The organism is Rhodococcus sp. KBW08 (assembly GCF_003852455.1).
Taxonomy (GTDB): domain Bacteria; phylum Actinomycetota; class Actinomycetes; order Mycobacteriales; family Mycobacteriaceae; genus Rhodococcus_F; species Rhodococcus_F baikonurensis.
Genome location: NZ_QAJJ01000009.1, coordinates 208307 through 226776 on the forward strand (window position 1 = coordinate 208307; position 18470 = coordinate 226776).

Sequence of the window (18470 nt, forward strand, 5' to 3'; positions counted from 1 at the left end):
AATCTCGGTTCCAATTGACAAACTGTTGGGTTTTTACAACACTTTGATGCATGAGCCCAGTCCGGCGGGGAGACGCGCTCCCCATCTTCAATCGCATCGGAGTGCTTCGCGCCGAGCGGAAGATGAGCCGGGCCCAACTCGCGCAACTCGTCGACGTCAATCCGCAGACTGTGGGGGCACTCGAACGCGGTGACCACTACCCCAGCCTGGATCTTGCATTCCGAATCTGCTGGGTGTTCGACCTCCCGGTGGAGGCGGTGTTCTCTCGGACGGAGTTCGGGCCGCTGTCGACGGAGGTCTACCGGAATGCACAGTCGACGGAGATCAACCGGAGTCACCGCACTACCGAGGGGAGTGAAAAGCCCAGTGCCTGAATCGAATCTGATCGACCGCTACCAGGCCCACCGCACTCGGCGGTTCCTGCAGAACGAGGAGACATTCCGACATTGGCTCCCGAATTGGCGAACCCGTCGACGGCGGCGCGTGCTCGTCGTCGCCCTCGGAGTCCTGTTCACCACGATGGTTGCCATCGGGATCGCGTGCCTGTTCAACCCACTGTTCGCGGTGGCATGGCCGATCATCACGGTGTTGTTCCTGCCGACGTGGTCCTCACTTCAAATCGTGTCGGGCCGGCAGGGGGATGCGCCGCGGCACGCTCTGGACGAATGGGAGATCCAGCAACGCAACGACGCCCGCTCCGTCGGGTTGAGCGTGACCCAAACGTTGGTCTTCATTGTCGCCATTTTCCTCATTTTCACCTCGTCGGTGCAGTGGAATGTAGAGAGACTGCCTTACACAGGAGGTTTATTGGCACTGACTGCAATGCTGATCGGCGCGTGCACGCCCGCGATGATTCTCGCGTGGACCAATCCAGACCCGGATCCGATTGATTCCGAAGAGTTCGACCTCTGACCCGTATTACCGAAGCGCACCACTCGACCGATGGGAAGGACCCATGTCAGCCACCCTCACGATCGACGGCATCTCGAAACGCTACGGCGACGTCGTTGCACTCGACAACCTGAGTTTCGAAGTGCGCCCAGGCGAGATCTTCGGATTCGTCGGCAGCAACGGCGCCGGCAAGACGACCACGATGCGCATTGCGCTGGGTGTACTCGGAGCAGATTCGGGGGAAGTTCGACTCGGCGGCAAACCCGTCGACCTCGACGTGCGTCGCACTATCGGATACATGCCGGAGGAACGCGGCCTCTACCCCAAGATGAAGGTGGGAGCGCAACTTTCCTATCTGGCCGAGCTACATGGACTCTCGAAGGCCGACGCGCACGCGGCCACGGAGCGGTGGACCGAACGTCTGGGCATCGCCGAACGCGTCAAGGACACCGTCGATTCACTCTCCCTCGGTAATCAGCAACGTGTGCAGCTTGCGGCCGCGCTTGTTCACGATCCAGCGGTACTCGTTCTGGACGAACCGTTTTCGGGCTTGGACCCGGTAGCGGTCGACGTCATGAGTGACGTGTTGGTCGAGAAGGCTCGCACCGGCGTTCCGGTGATCTTCTCCAGCCATCAGCTGGATCTGGTGGAGCGCCTGTGTGATCGCGTCGGCATCATCAGTCGCGGCAGCATGCGAGAGATCGGAACTGTCGACGAACTACGAGGCAAGGGGGACGGCCGAATCGAGGTCTTCGCTCCTGACGCACCGGTCGGCTGGGCACACCATCTGATCGGTGTCACCACGCTGAGCCACCTCGACGGTCGAACGCTCCTGAGCGTCGACGGCACAGCCGACGATCAGCAGATCCTGCACGCCGCGTTGAAAACCGGACCGGTACACGAGTTCACGCTTCGACGTCCGTCACTGACCGACCTGTTCCGAGAGGTAGTAGCCGCATGAGCAACCAGTTGAGCGGAGGTCGAGCCATCGGGTTGGTCGCCCGACGCGAATTCATGACGCAGATCTCGAAGAAGAGTTTTGTGATCAGCAACGTCATCATTCTGGTCGCGATCATCGGCGGCATCATCGCCTTCTCACTCTTCTCCGGCGGCGACGAGGACAAGTCGAAGATCGGCCTGGTCGGCAACCAGTCGCTCAGTGCCACGATGGTGTCTATCGGCGACACACTCGGAAATCCGGTGACGGTGACGGAGGTTTCCGACGACGGAACCGCGCGTGATCAGGTCAAGGACGGCGACCTCGACGTGGCCGTGATTGCCGGATCGGGCGGCGGCGTCACTGTCGTGACCAAGAAGGAAGTAGCCACGAATCTGCGGGCCGTCATCGAGAGTTCCGTTGCACAGCAGGCACAATCGAATGCGCTGGCCGCCGCGGGAATCGATCCGGCTCAGCTCGCCGAAGCCACGTCCACGGCAGTGGTCACCATCGATGCCATCGATCCGCCGGATCCCGAACAGGGCCAACGCATTGCGATGTCGATCGCGGCTGTGGTGCTCCTGTACATGCAGATCCTGCTGTTCGGAACGTACGTGGCGATGGGCGTCGTCGAGGAGAAGTCCAGCCGTGTCGTCGAGTTGCTGCTCTCCACGCTTCGTCCGCTGCAGTTGTTGTGGGGCAAGGTTCTCGGAATCGGTGCTGTCGGCCTGATGCAGATGGCCGCTTACGCTGTCGCGGGTGTCGCCACCGGATTGGCGACGGGCGTCCTGACCGTGACGGGCACGGCAATCGGCGTTCTGTTCGGCACTCTCGGGTGGTTCATTCTCGGCTTCCTCTTCTTCGCCGTGCTGTACGCCGCCGCCGGGTCCATGGTCTCGCGGCAGGAGGACGTCAACGCCACCGCGATGCCTCTCGCGCTGCTCGTCATGGCAATGGTCAGCGTGGCTTTCGTTTCGGTGAGCAATCCAGAAGGAACCCTGAGCAACGTGTTGAGTTGGATTCCGCCGTTCTCGGCAATCCTCATGCCCCTGCGCATCTCCGCCGGTGTTGCTTCTCCGTTCCAGATCGTGGGAACCATTCTGCTGATGCTGGTGGTGACTGCTGCGCTGTCGATGATCGCGGCAAAGATCTACCAGCGCTCCATCCTTCGTATCGGCAAGGTCGTTTCATGGAAAGAGGCGTTCGGACGCTGATTCTCCGGCGCACAACTGGCGCCGCGCGACCCCGGCGGCACCCCGTCCAGGTAGGTTCATCCTGGACGGGGTGCTGCTTACTTGGAGGACGTTGTGCGAATCTCGGCCGAAGAACTACTCACTGCGGTACTCGATCCCGAGAGCTTCGTCTCCTGGGACTCCCCGCCGGTCGACGTCGGGCCCGGCCCGAAATACGCGGAAGACCTGGCGAAGGCCCGCGAGAAGAGCGGAGTGGACGAGTCGGTCGTCACCGGTGTCGGTACCGTTCGGGGACGTCGGGTCGCGGTAATTGCCTGTGAATTCAGCTTTCTCGCCGGTTCCATCGGAGTCGCCGCGGCCGAGCGGATCGTGACCGCCGTCGAACGTGCTACGGCAGAACAACTCCCGCTGCTCGCCTCGCCCACCTCCGGCGGAACGCGGATGCAGGAGGGCACCGTCGCCTTCGTTCAGATGGTGAAGATCGCTGCGGCAGTGGCTGTTCACAAAGCGGCACACCTGCCCTACCTGGTTTACCTGCGCAATCCCACAACCGGCGGGGTATTTGCCTCGTGGGGATCCCTCGGTCACATCACCGTCGCGGAACCCGGTGCTCTGGTGGGATTCCTCGGACCCCGTGTCTACGAATCGCTCTACGGCGAAAAGTTTCCCGACGGAATCCAGACGTCCGAAAACTTGTATCGCAACGGCGTTATCGACGGCGTCGTACCCGTCGACCGCCTCCGTCTGCTGGTCAATCGAGCGTTGTGCGTGCTCACCGATCCCCCGGCTCCGGCGGCCGCGGACCCGATTCCCTCACCCGAGATTCCCGATGTTCCCGCCTGGCAGTCGGTGATGCTCTCGCGCCGGGCCGATCGACCCGGCATTCGGCAGTTGCTCCGCCATGCCGCGACCGAACAGGTACCGCTCAGCGGCACCGGGCAGGGTGAAACCGACAAGACGATCTTGCTCTCACTCGCCCGCTTCCGAGGCTTTCCGTGCATCCTGCTCGGCCAGGACCGCAGTGGCCAATCCGCGCTCACCACGATGGGACCGGCCGCGCTTCGTGAAGCCAGACGGGGCATGAAACTTGCCGAAGAACTACACCTCCCGCTTGTCCTCGTGATCGACACTTTGGGCGCGTCGCTGTCCAAGGAAGCCGAGGAACGTGGACTGGCCCCTGAGATCGCCCGCTGCATCGCCGATCTCGTGACGCTGAAGACCCCGACAGTGTCGGTGTTGCTCGGCCAGGGAACAGGCGGCGGGGCTCTCGCGCTGCTGCCCGCCGATCGGGTACTCGCGGCACAGAACGGGTGGCTCGCTCCCCTGCCGCCGGAAGGCGCCAGCGCGATCGTCCATCGCGACATCAGTCACGCACCGGAGATGGCCGCCGCGCAGGGCATTCGTTCGCTGGATCTGCTTCGAGACGGCGTGATCGACGTGATCATTCCCGAAACGCCTGACGCGGCGGACGAACCCGTGGAATTCTCCAAGAGGGTAGGGGCTGCGATAGCGCACGAACTCTTCGTGCTTGCCGAAGAGTCGGACACCGATCGCCAGTCCTCCCGTATCGCGCGATATCGAAACCTGGGAGTTCCGCAATGACGACGAAGGACCGGAATGCGCTGACTCTGCCGCACAGTTACGACCGCGCGGCGCTGGCTCGTTTCGAATTGTTCCTGTTCGCCGGCGTCGCGACCGTGCTGATCACCCGCGCCTATCTGGCAGCAACGGGCTATCCCCAGATCGGGGGCGGCGCCCTGCACATCGCACACGTTTTGTGGGGCGGATTGCTGATGGCCGTCGCCATCGTCGCTACCGCCATCACCGAGGGCTCTCGCACGCGTGACCTGGCCACGCTCGTCGGCGGAATCGGGTTCGGTCTCTTCATCGACGAGGTCGGAAAATTCGTCACCTCCGACGTCGATTACTTCTACCAGCCTGCCATCGCGATCATGTACGTCGTCTTCGTTCTCTTCTATCTCGCCGCGCGCGAGGTGGTGATTCGGCGCGGAATGAATGATCGTCATCGGCTCGCCATCGGCGCGCGGGCGCTCTCGGACCTCGCTCTCGGTCAGCTCGACGAGATCCAGTACAACCACGCCCTCCGCGTACTCGACGGCGTCGAAGACCGCAGCCTCACCGACCTCGTCGATTCGATCAAGGCCGGCCTGCATTCACAGACTCCGCCGGTCGGCGGTATCGAATCGAAAATCACTCGTAGCCGCAATGCCTTCTTCCACCGCGCCGAGGAACTGCTCCGACACCGTGTCGTCCGCCGACTGGTACTCACCCTGTTCGTGCTGCAGGCTGTTCTGGCGATAGTCCAGGTGATTTACGCGCTGGTTTCCGAGAACGTCGTCGAGGCCGACGACGTCTCCGACCTCGTAGTCCAGATCTCCACCGTCGCAACCGGAATTCTTGTGGTTCTGGGAGTGTGGTTCCTCTTCCGCGGTCCCTACCTGCGAGCTCTGAGACTCCTGCGCGCATCTCTCATCGTGAGCCTTCTGGTGACCCAGGTGTATCTGTTCACGCAGGACCAGTTCGGCGCGCTGTTCGGATTCGCAGTCTCACTGTTCATGCTCGCGACTCTTCGCATCGCGATTCGAAGCGAAGAGGCAGCAGCTCTACCGCAGTGACTTCTCTACCGCAGCGAGATCGCAGGCCGACTCGGTAGATCGCGGACGCCGCGGAGCGGGCTCAAGAGCAAGACCAATCCGCACGGCGCAATCAGTCCGGCCATGATCCACATTGTCCCGCGCAGCCCCACGAGGTCACCGAGGAAGCCCGCCAGCAGCGCACCCAGCGGAATAGTGCTGTGCAACAGGAACATACTCGTCGCCACTACTCGACCGAGACGGTCCGGCGGACAGTAACTCTGACGGAAGCTGCCGAGCACTACATTGCAGGACACGACGCCGGCAATCATCACCATTCCTCCGGCACAGAACCAGAGCAGGCCGGCGCCGTACGTCGTCAGGGGCGCCAACAGGACGAACGGTCCCGTGACCAACTGACAGATGAGAACGCTTCGGGCAGTGCCGAATCGGCGCCCGAGCGGGCGCGCGATCATCGACCCGACAATTCCGCCCACCCCCGCAATCGCCAACAACAGCCCTAGCCCGAACTCCCCCACACCAACCGTCTTCTCCAGGAACACGATCTGGATCGTGGTGTACCCGGCAAGACCGAAATTGAGAAGAGTCCCGTAGACGACGATGGGCCGCAGATACGGATCGACTGCGACGAATCGCAGTCCGAGCGCTATCTGGCGCCGCAACGGCTCTCGGGCGCCGAGTCCGCGATCAACCGTTTCCTGCGCACGAATCAAGCAGATGCACACGAAGCAGAAGACGAAGGTGAACGCATCGACCAGCAGACCGGCAGCGAGCCCGACCGTCGCTACCAACAGTCCGCCGAAACTGGGGCCGATCACCCGGGTTGCGGCCTCGGCGCCCTGAATCTTCGAGTTCCCTTCGACAAGATCCGCTTCGGCGAGCACCGTGGGGAGATACGCGTGGTAGGCCGCCTGGAAGAAAACGGTGGCGGTACCGGTGAGCAGCGCAACCAGAAGCAGGTGGCTATACGTCACCGCCCCCATGAGGCCCGCAATCGCGACGCTCGCAAAGAGCACCGCGCACGCAGCGTTCGCGATCATCATGATCGGACGGCGGCGCAGCCGGTCGATCCAGGCACCGGCAGGTAGTCCGACGATCAACCACGGCAACCAGACCGCCGAGGCCAGCACACCGATCTGGAAGTTACTCGCTTCCAACTCGCGAAGCGCGATCAACGGCAGCACGACGGTCGTCACACCGTTACCGATTCCGCTGACTGCGTCGCCGGTCCACAGAAGTCGGAAGTCACGCTGAGCGAGGACTCCCCAGAAGCCTGCGCGTTGCGCTGCACCTGTCACGTCGAACCCCATTCCAATCCCTGGCCCATCCCACCCCACCCGCACACACCACTGACCGACGGGACAGGCCCGCCCGGCGCAAAGGGACGGTACCCGCACCGCTACTGAGGCGCACCACACTGACGGTGACCTAAGGTGTTTCAGGTCACCGGTAAGCGAAGTTCACGAGAGGACACACGTCGATGAGCTCTTCCGAGCAGGCGTCCCACACCACGTATGCCGACGCATACCGCGAGAGCATGGATCAGCCGGAGAAGTTCTGGCTCGACGCTGCGCGTGCCGTCGACTGGGATGTCGCCCCAACGAGGGCTCTCGACGATTCCGCCGCACCGATCTATCGCTGGTTCCCGGATGCTTCGCTGAACACCAGTTTCAATGCACTCGATCGGCATGTGCGCGACGGCCGCGGCGATCAGACTGCGTTGATCTTCGACTCGGCGATGGTCCCCACCAAGGCCACGTACACCTACGCCGAACTTCTCGAGCAGGTCTCGCTCTTCGCCGGTGTCTTGAAAGATCAGGGCGTCGTGGCAGGTGACCGCGTCATCATCTACATGCCGATGATCCCCGAAGCCGCGATCGCGATGCTCGCGTGTGCGCGTATCGGCGCTGTGCATTCTGTGGTGTTCGGCGGCTTTGCGGCCAAGGAACTCGCAACCCGTATCGACGACGCCGGCCCGGTCGTGCTCGTGACGGCCTCCGGTGGCCTCGAGCCGGGACGAACCATCGAGTACCTGCCGATGGTCGAAAAGGCTCTGCAACTGTCGGCCACGCCCGCACACACCGTGATCGTGAAGAATCGCGAGCAGATTCCCGGTGCCGCTGCCGACTACAAGTCAAGTGCCGCAGCCTGGTTCGACTGGGACGAGCTGATCGCCGACGCCACCGCGGCCGACCCGGTGTCGGTCGCCGCAACGGATCCGCTCTACATCCTCTACACCTCGGGAACGACCGGTAAGCCCAAGGGCGTCGTCCGGGACAACGGTGGCCATGCCGTTGCCCTGACGTGGACGATGAAGAACCTTTACGACATCAGCCCCGGCCAGGTCTGGTGGACCGCCTCCGACGTCGGCTGGGTGGTCGGCCACTCCTACATCGTCTACGGACCTCTGCTCGCCGGAGCCACGACGGTCATGTACGAAGGCAAGCCCGTCGGAACCCCCGATGCAGGTGCATTCTGGCGCATGATTTCCGAATACAAAGTGTCGGCACTCTTCACCGCTCCGACAGCGATCCGCGCGGTCCGCAAGGCCGACCCGGATGCAAAAGAGCTTGCCAAGTACGACATCTCGTCGCTCGACACACTGTTCGCGGCCGGCGAGCGCTTGGATCCCGACACCTACGAGTGGGCTACTCGGATTCTCGATCGCCCGGTGGTCGATCACTGGTGGCAGACCGAAACCGGTTGGGCCATCTGCGCGAACCTGCGCGGCCTCGAACCGATGGAGATCAAAGCAGGCTCACCCACCGTCGCCTGCCCCGGATACCGCGTCGAAATCGTCGACGGCAAGGGCGAACTCGTGGGTCCGGGCACCGAGGGCAACATCGTGATCGGCCTGCCGCTTCCTCCCGGAACACTCGCCGGACTGTGGCGTGACGAGGACCGGTACGTGAAGTCCTACCTGTCGACTTTCGACGGCTATTACCTCACCGGCGACTCCGGATACATCGACGAGGACAACTACGTCTTCGTGCTCGGACGAAGTGACGACGTGATCAACGTTGCCGGACATCGCCTTTCGACCGGAAGCATGGAGGCCGTCGTCGCCGGCCACCCGGCTGTCGCCGAATGCGCGGTCATCGGCATTCACGACGAACTCAAGGGGCAACGCCCCAGCGGCTACGTCGTGCTCAAGTCCGGCGTCGACATCGATCCCGAAACACTCCGACAGGAACTGGTCGCCCGGGTGCGAGACCAGATCGGTGCCGTCGCCACGTTCCGGGACGTCACCGTCGTCGCTGCACTACCGAAGACTCGTTCCGGCAAGATCCTCCGCAAGACCATGCGGCAGATTGCCGACAACGAGGAGTACACGGTCCCGTCGACCATCGAGGACGCGAGCGTACTGGACGAGTTGTCCAAACTCCTTCGCGGATAAGGATTCAGAGAATTCCCCTGCCTGGCTCGCATCGAACGTAGCAGTATGAACACGTTCCAGTTTTCAACGATTCAGACGGGCAGGGGAAGTTCGATGGGCAATTTGGACGGTCAGGTCGCATTCATCACCGGAGCGGCGCGCGGTCAAGGGCGCGCACATGCCGTCAAGCTCGCGTCCGAGGGCGCGGACATCATCGCGGTGGATCTGTGCGCGCCGGTCGCAACAGCGGGGTACGACATGGCCACCGAAGCCGACCTCGCCCAGACCGTCGCCCTGGTCGAAGCTCAGGGCCGGCGCATCGTCGCGTCCGTCGCGGACACTCGCGACCTCGATGCCCTGAAATCAGCGGTCGACGCCGGAGTCGAGAAGCTCGGCCGACTGGACATCGTGATCGCCAACGCGGGAATCGCGGCGTCGGCGAAATTGTCCTGGGACCTGAGCGCCGAAGAGTTCCGCGAGCTGATGGACATCAACGTCACCGGCGTGTGGTTGACGACCAAGGTGTCGATTCCGCACATCATGAACGGCAATCGAGGTGGATCCATCGTGTTGATCAGCTCGATGGCCGGGCTTCGAGGCGTGCCGGGTATCGCACACTATTCCGCGTCGAAGCACGCCGTTCGGGGGTTGGCGAAGTCTCTGGCCAACGAACTCGGCTGGGCGGACATTCGGGTCAACTCTGTACACCCGGGCAATGTGCGAACGACGATGATCGACAACGAACCGATGGTTCGTGCGTTCCGTCCGGACTTGGAGAATCCTGTCCTCGCCGATACCGCTCCGATCATGTCGAAGCTGAATCTGCTGCCCCACCCGTGGGTCGACCCCGAAGTGATTGCGGATGCGGTGTTCTATCTGGTGGGGCCGGCCGGGCGCGGGATCACCGGCATTGCGTTGCCGATCGATCTCGGCACCTCGGAAAAATTCGCCGGCGGCTGAAGGCCCGAACTGATGCAGAATTGCCTCTGCCGGATGNNCATCCGGCAGAGGCAATTCCGGCTTGATCAAGCCTTCGTAGCAACAGAACAAGTAGTCGACAACCTCATAGGCGCTCCTCGTCTGGCGTGGGAAAAACCGTTGTGGGATGCGCAACAAACCCAAGACCCAGCGTAGAAGCATTTCGCCGCAAACGCGCGTCATTCCGCACTATTTTTTTGGATTCGGGCATACTGGACAACGCTCCCACCACGTATTATGGACCCGAGTTCACACTTACAGGGGGTAGGCACAGTGACGGTCAAATACGCCGCAACGGACCCGATTCACGGAAAAGTCGAGATCTCGTTCGACGTCGACACGGGGGTCGTCGACGTCCGAAACGGCAACTCACATGCTCTGTTGACGCGTCGAGTCGATTCCCCGCGCCGCGAAGGCACACCCATCGGAACGCGCGCCGCCGCAGACTTGTTCTTCACAGTCGGTGGTGACGAAGTCGAACTCACTGTCGGCAAAGGGTTTCTGTCCCGTCGCTCGTACTCCGTCTCGGCACTCGTCGACGGCGTGAGTTTGAACTTCGCTCCAGTCGACGACGCGAACAGTGCCTTCACCCGCAACGGTGTACGGATCGGGCACTTCTCCAAGAACGAGGAATCCGATCCCAGACAGACCGACGCAGTCTGGTCGAGCACTCCGAGCACAGACGAACTCGTCATCGGTTACGCCCTGGCCGAGGCCTTCGATTGCGGAGCACTCAACGGAGCTTTCGCTCTGATCGAATCACTGGTACTCGGCGGCGGATAGAGGCCCCGCTCAGAGCAGGTGGACTACCAGCAGAACTACGGCAATAGCTGGGAAAAGCATCTGCACGACGGCTGCGCGGGCTTTGTCGGGAGACGAGAGAATCAGCACCAACCCCGCGGCAACCATCGATCCTGTGCCTGCCAGTACGAGGGCAATTCCGACCGACGCGGAACCGGTCGCCGCAATCACGATGCCGACCGCCGACACGATCGCCAGGAAAAGGTTGTAAAAGCCCTGGTTGAAGGCGAGCGGCTGCGTGGTGATCGCCTCTTCCTCGGACTTCACGCCGAACGTGGCGCGGGTCTTCGGGGCCGTCCAGAGGATCGATTCGAGGACGAAAATGTATACGTGCACTGCTGCGGCAAGTCCCGCGAAGATGTAGCCGGCGACGTTCATCGGTGAGCTCCTGTTGCTTCGAGTGAATTCTGTATCGTTCGGTCCAATATATACTGGACCGAACGATACAGAAAGAGCGAGGCTTTGATGGGCAGATCACAAGAATTCGACACAACAGCCGTGGTCGCTGCCGCCTTGGACGTGTTCTGGGCACGAGGGTACGAAGGCGCATCCCTCGGCGACCTCGAATCCGCGACGGGCCTGAGTCGGTCAAGTCTCTACAACTCGTTCACCAACAAGCGCGGATTGTTCGACGCCGCCGTGCAGATGTACCTCGAACATGTCATCCGGCCACGTCTGCGCAGCCTCACGACAAATCCCGGGGCAGACGCCGTCGACGACTACCTTTCCTCGCTTGCGCACGCGATCGGCACCATGACCGCCGACTCACCTCGGCGCGGTTGCCTACTTCTCAATACGGCTGCCGGACTCGGCGCGCACGACGATGCGGTGGCAGCCGTGATTCGCGCGTATCGGCAAGAACTTGCCGTTGCGATTCGCAGTGGCCTACAAGCCGCCTTTCCGAACGAGACGGACGCCGCACTGGAGGATCGCACTCGAATCCTTCTCTCCTGCACGGTAAGCGCACTGGTCCTCGCGCGAGTTGACACCGACGAGGCGATCGCAACCCTGGAATCTGCGCATCGACTGAACGCAGAGTGGCAGAGCCGGAACATGTAGCTCGCGTCGTCACCCACAATCGAACGGGTAGGCAATGATGCTTCACATGCCCACGTTGACTACGCCCGCGATCGCCAGTGGCTACCTCGGAGGGATGGGCCAACCCTCGATCCACGTCGGGACTTCGGCGATTCTCCGGCCGTGGACCTACGCAGCGATCAACCTTCGGCAACGACCCGCGCCGCGAGAGCAAGTGTCTGATCCACCAATTCCGCAACGCGCTGCGGCGCGACCGGTTCGAGGTCGAACAGAATTCGGTAGACGATCGGCGCCACCACGTGGTCCACTACCGAATCACCATCCACGCCAGCCGCTTCCGGCCAACGCGCGAGGATCACGTCGATCTGCGTCCGACAGAAGAAGGCACACTTGAACTTCTTCGTACCGTCCGGTGCATGCGTCTGATCGTCGCTCATCAACACATCTCGCAGTGACGCGCGACCGACAGGCGCAGACATCTCCTCGAGATACTCTTGCGCCCAAACCGTCAGATCCCCTCGGAGCGAACCCGTTTCACGCGGGTCCGCGTCCGGGCGCAATCTCTCGATCGAGACGTCGGCAAAAACTTCGTTGATGTCCCCCCACCGCCGATAGATGGTCGACGGGGTCACGCCCGCATCGGTCGCGATCATCGGCACCGTGATCTCTGCTCGATCACGCTGTTCCAACAACTTGCGCGCCGACGCATGCACTGCCTGTTGGATGCGCGCACTGCGGCCACCGGGACGCGGACCTGCGGACGGACTCATGAAACCAATACTAACGCAAAGATGTTGCATTAGGCTACGGCCAGGCGTAGCGTCCCAAACGCAAAGTATTTGCGTTTGAAGTCTTCACCACCCGCACGGGAAGCGCCTACGACAATGACAACGACCGTTTCACCACCGACCGAGAGCACTTCGCGCCCACGCTTGGGGCGAGGCGTCGCTTTCACTCTCATCGCCGTCATCATCGCCACGTTCCTGGGCGCCTCCGCGACCCCGACGCCGCTGTACGAGCACTATCAACAGTTGTGGGGATTCTCCTCGCTCGCGTCGACGCTCGTGTTCGGCATCTACGCTCTCGCATTACTCGCCACGCTCTTGACCGCCGGATCCTTGTCCGATCACATCGGCAGGCGCCCGGTCCTGCTCGGAGCGCTCGCTTTGGAGGCGGTCTCGCTCGCCCTGTTCGCCTCGGCCGACGGTTTGACCGTTCTGCTGATCGCCCGCGTCGTGCAGGGTGTTGCCACCGGCGCTGCAATCAGTGCTTTGGGTTCTGCGTTGATCGACCTCGAACGCACTCCGGGCCGCGGATCGATCATCAACAGCGTTGCTCCGACGGTGGGGCTTGCCGTCGGAGCCGTGGGTTCGAGTCTCATCAGCGAGCACCTGCCCCGACCCACCAGCACTGTCTACCTGGTCCTTCTCATGCTTGTCATTCTCGAGATCTTCGGAGTATGGGCAGCTCCCGAGACGTCGGGTGGTCGGCCCGGAGCCTGGCAGTCCCTGCGCCCCACACTGGCCGTTCCTCGCCAGGCGCGCACGATGATTGCCCTGACCGCGCCGTGCCTGATCGCGGTGTGGGCACTGGGCGGGTTCTACCTCTCACTCGGACCTGCATTGGCACGCAACGCACTTGAGGTTCACAGCTCGCTCATCGGCGCCGTCATGGTCGCAACACTGACGGGATTCGGCGCCGCAGCGGTGCTCACCTTCCGTAAACTCGGTGGCCGAACCGTGATGCTGATCGGAACCACAGCCTTGGTACTCGGGGTGGCCGTCACACTCGTCGGGGCTGAAATATCCTCTGCAGTCTTCATTCTGGCCGGCACGGCAATTGCCGGTATCGGCTTCGGAGCGGGATTCCAGGGAACCATCCTCACCGTCATGCCACTAGCCGCCAACCACGAACGCGCAGGATTGTTGTCCACCGTTTACGTCATCGCATACTTGGCCAACAGCCTTCCGGCACTGCTGGCCGGCTACCTGGTCGGCAAGGTCGGACTGGTGGATACGACGCGTGGCTACGGCGCACTCGTCATGGTGCTCGCGGCCGCCGCGCTGATCGGATTGCTGGTCACCGGCGAGCGGAAGGGTACGACTACCTCCGTGCCGGAGTAGGTGTCCCCCGATCGGTGGACACACCGTTCGTCCTGCACAGGGTCCGGAGAGTGGACAGACGGCATCGATCTGCTCCGACATAGTTGTCTTCGAGACAGACAACCGAACGCCCACCCGGACAAGGACACCGACGATGACGAACCCCCGCTACGTAGTTGCCGCAATCACAGCTCTGGCCGCCGGCGCCCTCACCTTGGGATTGAGCGGAATCGCCAGTGCCGGAACTCTTCCCACAACGGGCAACACCATCACGATGACGATCAGCAACGACACCGAACAGACGATTCGTCTCGAAGGTGCCGACAATCCAGACGGACAGTGGATGCAGAGCCCACGCCAGTCGCTCGCACCCCACGAGACCGAGATCGTCACCGCGTACAACGAGGATCCGCGAGGCCTGACGGTCGACGTCGTCTATTCCACTCCCGGCGGCGGACAAGCCGTCTTCATGGCCAACGACTATCCGCAGTTCGACACCGACGGAACTCGAACCACGGACGCTGATCGCTACTTCATCTCGAGCTACATCGACGGCTTCTACCCGAACCTGAGCGTCGGGTACCACCTCGGTGCGGTGTGACTGCAGCGAAGGTGCGTCGTCATAAGAAATCCGTCTGCCTCTCAGACGCATTCGTTCTTGGACATTCGTCCGGCGCGCGGGGATTGTTGAACGCAGCCCCGCACGACCAGGCACACGCCCCGCTGCCGGTGGCCCGAAAATCAACGGGAGAGGGAAAACCACAGTGCGACTACCCAACCAGTTTCTGATCTACGTCAGCGATGCCGCCTCCGCAGCAGCGTTCTACGGCGAATTGTTCGACGCGAAGCCTGAGGTCCTCAGCCCTCGGTACATGACATTCGACCTCGGCGGCGGAGTGGTCCTTGCACTGTGGAGCGGCAAGTCACGCGACCTCGATCCCGCGACACCGCGCAATTTCGAAGTCGGCCTATTGGTCGACGGCGGGAGCAGCGAAATACGCGCGATCCACGACGAGTGGGTAGCCAAGGGCGTCGAGGTCGTCGAGGAGCCGAACGAAGATGTCTTCGGTCTGACATTCGTCATTTCAGATCTGGACGGGAACCGCCTCCGCGTAGCGCCCGCAGATCACTGAGCACTCAACCCTTGATCTCGCCGTATCTACGGAGGGCTTCCTCACGCTCCTGCGCATGGTCGACGATCGGATCCGGGTAGTCGACCGGGCGCATCGCCTTCAGCGAGTGGACCGCTTTCCCGGGAACATCGCGGAGTTCGGGAACCCACCGGCGGACGTATGTGCCGTCGGGATCGAACTTCTCCCCCTGCATGATCGGGTTGAAGACGCGGAAGAACGGCGAAGCGTCCGTGCCAGACCCGGCAGTCCACTGCCATCCGTGCTGATTGGAGGCCAAGTCACCGTCCACCAGTTGCGACATGAAGAACCGTGCGCCGCGCCACCACGGAATGTGCAGGTCCTTCACCAGGAAAGACGCGACGATCATTCGCACCCGATTATGCATCCAGTTCTCGGCTGCGAGTTGCCGCATGCCGGCATCGACGATCGGGAAGCCGGTCCTGCCCTCACACCAGGCTTTGAAAGCGGAGTCTGCGTCGGCTCCGCCATCGTGACGTATGCGGTCGAACTTGTCGTCATAGTTTTTCCGGGCGCTGTCCGGTCGTTGAAACAGGATGTCTGCGTAGAAGTCTCGCCAAGCCAGTTGGCGACGGTAAGCCTGCGCACCGTCGCCGAGCCGCTGGGAGAGATCTGCCAACATCGTTCGCGGATGGATCGTGCCGTACTTGAGCGGAATCGACATCCGGCTCGTGGTGTCGAGGTCGGGTCGATTTCGTTCGTCGTCGTACCGGTCAAGATCGTTCTCGCAGTATTCTTTCCACTGCTCGAGGGCACCGGCCTCACCGACGAAATCGCACACGGTCGCGGATGGCGCGGGGATGCTCACCCGGCGCGGGCCACCGTCCTTGTCGCTCGGATCGAACCAACGGACGGTCTGCGCGTCGGTCGACGCGGGGCCTCGCCATCCGTGTTCCATCCACTGACGGAAGTACGGCGTGAATACCTTGTACGGATCACCATCGGCCTTGGTGACACGCCCGGGCGCTACGGCATACGGAGATCCCGTGGCGATCAACTCCACCTTCTCGGCCACCGCCGCGTCTCGCCGTCGGCCGTAGGGTCCGTAGTCGGCACTGATGTGAACTTCTTCGGCGCCAACGGATTTCGCCACACGGGGCACCACGTCTGCCGGATCACCTCGAACAACCATCAGGTTTCCGTCGAGTTGGTGATCGAGCGCCGTCAAGTTCGCGAACAATTGATCCTGGCGCGGTGAGCCTGCCGGTCCGAGCAGTTTGTCGTCGAGAACGAACAAACCCAACGCCTGTCCGCCGCCATCCGACGCTGCACTCAGCGTGGGAAGGTCACCTACCCTCAGATCGCGTCGAAACCAGACCACAGAGTTGCTCACCCCGTCGAGCCTACCGATCAGATCCGAGAACGCACCCCACCGCACGAGCCGCAAGTTGCGCAGCTCTTTCGGGTGTCGGTGCGCAGGCGAGCCCGAGCAGGCGCCGTCGGTGCTCCTCCCCGAGCAGCAATGTGTACAGCTGATCCGCGCACAGCGCAGCCTTCCGGCCGTGCCGATCGAGCAATATCTTCTCCAGAAAGGCAATCGACTTCGCCGGGCCGGATTCGTAGAACGCGGCGGCCAGTTCAGGGAACTGTAGAGCCTCGCCGATCATCATGCGGTGCAGCGCAATCGAGTTGTCGCTGTGCAGGGCGATCACGATGTCCGTTGCAGCGGCGAGCAGGTCCGACTGGTCGCCACCGGCGTTCTCGACATACGCGTGCTGACGCGCAACAGCAGCAGCGAAGACCGCGGATTTGTCGCCGAAATAGCTGTACACGGTGCGCTTGGCGACGCCTGCCGCCGTGGCAATGGCGTCGATGGTCGTTCGCGCGAACCCGACTTCCCGAAACGAGTCGACCGCGACGTCGAGAATCTCGTTGCGTCGATCAGCTCGCTCGGCGTCGCTGGTTCTCCCACGTCTGCGCGGTTGCTCCATCAAGTCCCCTGTTACCGTGCCGGCAAATTAATGCTACGTTGACGTTTCATTATTTCGAACACTACAGGAGCACTGCATGACCGGACAACGGCTCGTCCACGTCGCCATCGCCGACGACTGGGAAGCGTGCAAGCGTTTCGGTGAGTACGAGGTCTCGACGCGCGGAATCAGTTACGACGAGGCTGGATTCATTCGCGCAACCAAGCCCGACGCACTCCCTTCGGTGCTCGATCTGGTGTTCGGCGACCTCACCTTGCCGCTGATCGTCGCCGTCATCGACGAGGACGCTCTGACCGCCGCAGGCATCGACGTCGAATGGGAGGCAGGAAAGCCCCGAATCCTCCGACCACTACCGATGGACGAGGAAACAGTGGTCGCCGAACTGGCCGTGGAACGCGTTGACGGGGCCTGGCCGATTCCCGACCTGACCCCGTACGCAAACCACGCCGGCTAGACCAGCGCAGCCTCGGGTTCGACCACGGGAGTCGACGCCTTCTTCCGGCCGGCGGCGACACACAGCGCGATCCCGACCGCAATCCAGCACGCCAACACCAGAAGTGGCGTGGCGGCGCCATGGCCGTCGAAGAACGCCGTCGAACGGACGGATGCCCCTGCGGCGCCAGGTGGGAGCAACTGCCCCAACGCACCCCAACCTGCAGGCAACCACGCCGCAGTTGTCGCCATCCCCGAGAGCGGGTTTCCGATGAACATCATCGTGACCGCTCCCAACGCGAATCCCTTCATCCCGAGCAGGGATTCGAGCCCCAGAATGGGAAGTGAGATGGCCGACATGCCCAGGGTGAGCGCGAGCGCGGTGAGCAGGTAGTTTCCGTCGAGACTGTTGGTGCCGAACTGCAGAATGGCAGTCAGTGCAAAACCCGCGACAACCGCGACGCCGCCTGCACCGAGCACTCGCTTGACGATGCTGCGCGGAAACAGTTGCACGAGAACAACAGCAGGCATGATTCCACCGAACACCAGAGGCAATGCCAATGCCGTGAGTCCCGCACCGGCCGGGTCGTCCGCCGTCAGCGGCACAACGTCTTCGACGGGCACCTTCGCCCCTGAACGCTCCGCGAGCCCACTGGCCACACCGGTCAAGGTTTGAGCGATCGGGGTTCCGCCGGCGGTCGCGATCAACACGTGAGGGCCGGTGGCATCAACGGCGATTCCGCCGACCACGTCGCGATTCCGAATCGCATCACGTAGGGCATCCGCGTCGGCGAAGTCTCGAGTATCGAAGGCGCCCGGTTTACTCGCCTCGAGCGAGGCACTGATCTGGGTAGTGGCCTGAACCGGACCGGCGATGCCCAACTTCAGTTCGTGCGGGCCACCGTTGATCGAGGGCAACACGAAGGCGAGCAGCATCAACCCGATCACAGCGGACAAGCCCAACACCACAGCCACCAACTTCTTCCGGTCCTGCGCTTCGACGTTCATAACCCACCTCCCTAAGT

General features: G+C 62.5%; 20 protein-coding genes. 14 read left to right on the plus strand and 6 right to left on the minus strand.

The window, feature by feature from the left end:
* The first annotated feature begins 50 nt into the window (after positions 1–50).
* From DBV08_RS11775 to DBV08_RS11800, 6 genes are all read left to right on the plus strand, one after another.
* Positions 51–374 (plus strand): helix-turn-helix transcriptional regulator, encoded by a 324-nt coding sequence (locus DBV08_RS11775; protein WP_124567536.1) that lies wholly within the window; start codon positions 51–53, stop codon positions 372–374.
* Positions 367–912 carry a hypothetical protein gene (locus DBV08_RS11780; protein WP_095971238.1) on the plus strand — a complete coding sequence of 182 codons (546 nt, stop codon included), beginning with the start codon at positions 367–369 and terminating at the stop codon, positions 910–912. Before DBV08_RS11775 ends, DBV08_RS11780 begins: the two co-directional genes overlap by 8 nt.
* A 43-nt stretch (positions 913–955) precedes the next feature.
* Entirely contained in the window at positions 956–1852 is an 897-nt protein-coding gene (locus tag DBV08_RS11785) for an ABC transporter ATP-binding protein (RefSeq protein ID WP_019744869.1), read from the plus strand.
* Positions 1849–3042, plus strand: a complete 1194-nt coding sequence (locus tag DBV08_RS11790; protein WP_095971239.1) for an ABC transporter permease — start codon at positions 1849–1851, stop codon at positions 3040–3042. Before DBV08_RS11785 ends, DBV08_RS11790 begins: the two co-directional genes overlap by 4 nt.
* Before the next feature lie 93 nt (positions 3043–3135).
* A complete protein-coding gene (locus tag DBV08_RS11795; protein ID WP_124567537.1) occupies positions 3136–4623 on the plus strand; it encodes a carboxyl transferase domain-containing protein in 1488 nt (495 codons plus the stop codon).
* Complete coding sequence (locus tag DBV08_RS11800) at positions 4620–5657, plus strand: hypothetical protein (protein ID WP_124567538.1); 1038 nt, start codon at positions 4620–4622, stop codon at positions 5655–5657. Before DBV08_RS11795 ends, DBV08_RS11800 begins: the two co-directional genes overlap by 4 nt.
* Before the next feature lie 5 nt (positions 5658–5662).
* Here DBV08_RS11800 and DBV08_RS11805 read toward each other — a convergent pair whose 3' ends face one another.
* On the minus strand, positions 5663–6946 hold the full coding sequence (locus DBV08_RS11805; RefSeq protein ID WP_260395538.1) for an MFS transporter: 1284 nt from the start codon (positions 6944–6946) through the stop codon (positions 5663–5665).
* Between the two features lie 170 nt (positions 6947–7116).
* Here DBV08_RS11805 and DBV08_RS11810 point away from each other — a divergent pair, with 170 nt between their 5' ends.
* The 3 genes from DBV08_RS11810 (at position 7117) to DBV08_RS11820 (ending at position 10773) form a co-directional block, all read left to right on the plus strand.
* Positions 7117–9033: a propionyl-CoA synthetase gene (locus tag DBV08_RS11810; protein WP_124567540.1), complete on the plus strand. Its 1917-nt coding sequence runs from the start codon at positions 7117–7119 to the stop codon at positions 9031–9033.
* A 93-nt stretch (positions 9034–9126) separates the two neighbouring features.
* Entirely contained in the window at positions 9127–9972 is an 846-nt protein-coding gene (locus DBV08_RS11815) for a mycofactocin-coupled SDR family oxidoreductase (protein ID WP_020970454.1), read from the plus strand.
* 291 nt (positions 9973–10263) lie between these two features.
* Positions 10264–10773, plus strand: coding sequence for a hypothetical protein (locus tag DBV08_RS11820; protein WP_234036847.1), 510 nt, complete (start codon positions 10264–10266; stop codon positions 10771–10773).
* Between the two features lie 9 nt (positions 10774–10782).
* Here DBV08_RS11820 and DBV08_RS11825 read toward each other — a convergent pair whose 3' ends face one another.
* A complete protein-coding gene (locus DBV08_RS11825) occupies positions 10783–11169 on the minus strand; it encodes a DUF1304 domain-containing protein (protein ID WP_124567542.1) in 387 nt (128 codons plus the stop codon).
* Between the two features lie 87 nt (positions 11170–11256).
* On the opposite strand from DBV08_RS11825, the gene DBV08_RS11830 reads away from it, so the two are divergent.
* A complete protein-coding gene (locus DBV08_RS11830) occupies positions 11257–11850 on the plus strand; it encodes a TetR/AcrR family transcriptional regulator (RefSeq protein WP_095971247.1) in 594 nt (197 codons plus the stop codon).
* A 158-nt stretch (positions 11851–12008) separates the two neighbouring features.
* Here the strand turns inward: DBV08_RS11830 and DBV08_RS11835 are convergent, their stop codons facing one another.
* Positions 12009–12599, minus strand: a complete 591-nt coding sequence (locus DBV08_RS11835; RefSeq protein WP_095971248.1) for a TetR/AcrR family transcriptional regulator — start codon at positions 12597–12599, stop codon at positions 12009–12011.
* A 114-nt stretch (positions 12600–12713) separates the two neighbouring features.
* On the opposite strand from DBV08_RS11835, the gene DBV08_RS11840 reads away from it, so the two are divergent.
* The 3 genes from DBV08_RS11840 (at position 12714) to DBV08_RS11850 (ending at position 15064) form a co-directional block, all read left to right on the plus strand.
* On the plus strand, positions 12714–13952 hold the full coding sequence (locus tag DBV08_RS11840; protein WP_124567543.1) for an MFS transporter: 1239 nt from the start codon (positions 12714–12716) through the stop codon (positions 13950–13952).
* A 133-nt stretch (positions 13953–14085) separates the two neighbouring features.
* Positions 14086–14532 (plus strand): hypothetical protein, encoded by a 447-nt coding sequence (locus DBV08_RS11845; RefSeq protein ID WP_124567544.1) that lies wholly within the window; start codon positions 14086–14088, stop codon positions 14530–14532.
* Positions 14533–14695: 163 nt separating this feature from the next.
* Positions 14696–15064 (plus strand): VOC family protein, encoded by a 369-nt coding sequence (locus tag DBV08_RS11850; protein ID WP_124567545.1) that lies wholly within the window; start codon positions 14696–14698, stop codon positions 15062–15064.
* Positions 15065–15068: 4 nt separating this feature from the next.
* Here DBV08_RS11850 and DBV08_RS11855 read toward each other — a convergent pair whose 3' ends face one another.
* Together DBV08_RS11855 and DBV08_RS11860 are read right to left on the minus strand one after the other, a co-directional pair.
* A complete protein-coding gene (locus DBV08_RS11855) occupies positions 15069–16415 on the minus strand; it encodes a deoxyribodipyrimidine photo-lyase (RefSeq protein ID WP_124567546.1) in 1347 nt (448 codons plus the stop codon).
* A gap of 10 nt (positions 16416–16425) precedes the next feature.
* The gene (locus DBV08_RS11860) at positions 16426–17013 is read right to left on the minus strand and encodes a TetR/AcrR family transcriptional regulator (protein WP_124567547.1); all 588 of its coding nucleotides are present in this window, start codon (positions 17011–17013) and stop codon (positions 16426–16428) included.
* A gap of 76 nt (positions 17014–17089) precedes the next feature.
* Here DBV08_RS11860 and DBV08_RS11865 point away from each other — a divergent pair, with 76 nt between their 5' ends.
* A complete protein-coding gene (locus tag DBV08_RS11865; protein WP_124567548.1) occupies positions 17090–17467 on the plus strand; it encodes a DUF952 domain-containing protein in 378 nt (125 codons plus the stop codon).
* Here DBV08_RS11865 and DBV08_RS11870 read toward each other — a convergent pair.
* Positions 17464–18453, minus strand: a complete 990-nt coding sequence (locus DBV08_RS11870) for an ABC transporter permease (protein ID WP_124567549.1) — start codon at positions 18451–18453, stop codon at positions 17464–17466. The genes DBV08_RS11865 and DBV08_RS11870 overlap by 4 nt on opposite strands.
* Between the last annotated feature and the right edge of the window lie 17 nt (positions 18454–18470).

Coding starts and splice junctions, on each gene's coding strand:
- DBV08_RS11775 (WP_124567536.1), top strand. CDS start 51: ATGAGCCCAGTCCGGCGGGGAGACGCGCTCCCCATCTTCAATCGCATC.
- DBV08_RS11790 (WP_095971239.1), top strand. CDS start 1,849: ATGAGCAACCAGTTGAGCGGAGGTCGAGCCATCGGGTTGGTCGCCCGA.
- DBV08_RS11800 (WP_124567538.1), top strand. CDS start 4,620: ATGACGACGAAGGACCGGAATGCGCTGACTCTGCCGCACAGTTACGAC.
- DBV08_RS11835 (WP_095971248.1), bottom strand. CDS start 12,599: ATGAGTCCGTCCGCAGGTCCGCGTCCCGGTGGCCGCAGTGCGCGCATC.
- DBV08_RS11840 (WP_124567543.1), top strand. CDS start 12,714: ATGACAACGACCGTTTCACCACCGACCGAGAGCACTTCGCGCCCACGC.
- DBV08_RS11825 (WP_124567542.1), bottom strand. CDS start 11,169: ATGAACGTCGCCGGCTACATCTTCGCGGGACTTGCCGCAGCAGTGCAC.
- DBV08_RS11845 (WP_124567544.1), top strand. CDS start 14,086: ATGACGAACCCCCGCTACGTAGTTGCCGCAATCACAGCTCTGGCCGCC.
- DBV08_RS11830 (WP_095971247.1), top strand. CDS start 11,257: ATGGGCAGATCACAAGAATTCGACACAACAGCCGTGGTCGCTGCCGCC.
- DBV08_RS11860 (WP_124567547.1), bottom strand. CDS start 17,013: ATGGAGCAACCGCGCAGACGTGGGAGAACCAGCGACGCCGAGCGAGCT.
- DBV08_RS11865 (WP_124567548.1), top strand. CDS start 17,090: ATGACCGGACAACGGCTCGTCCACGTCGCCATCGCCGACGACTGGGAA.
- DBV08_RS11815 (WP_020970454.1), top strand. CDS start 9,127: ATGGGCAATTTGGACGGTCAGGTCGCATTCATCACCGGAGCGGCGCGC.
- DBV08_RS11805 (WP_260395538.1), bottom strand. CDS start 6,946: ATGGGGTTCGACGTGACAGGTGCAGCGCAACGCGCAGGCTTCTGGGGA.
- DBV08_RS11785 (WP_019744869.1), top strand. CDS start 956: ATGTCAGCCACCCTCACGATCGACGGCATCTCGAAACGCTACGGCGAC.
- DBV08_RS11810 (WP_124567540.1), top strand. CDS start 7,117: ATGAGCTCTTCCGAGCAGGCGTCCCACACCACGTATGCCGACGCATAC.
- DBV08_RS11870 (WP_124567549.1), bottom strand. CDS start 18,453: ATGAACGTCGAAGCGCAGGACCGGAAGAAGTTGGTGGCTGTGGTGTTG.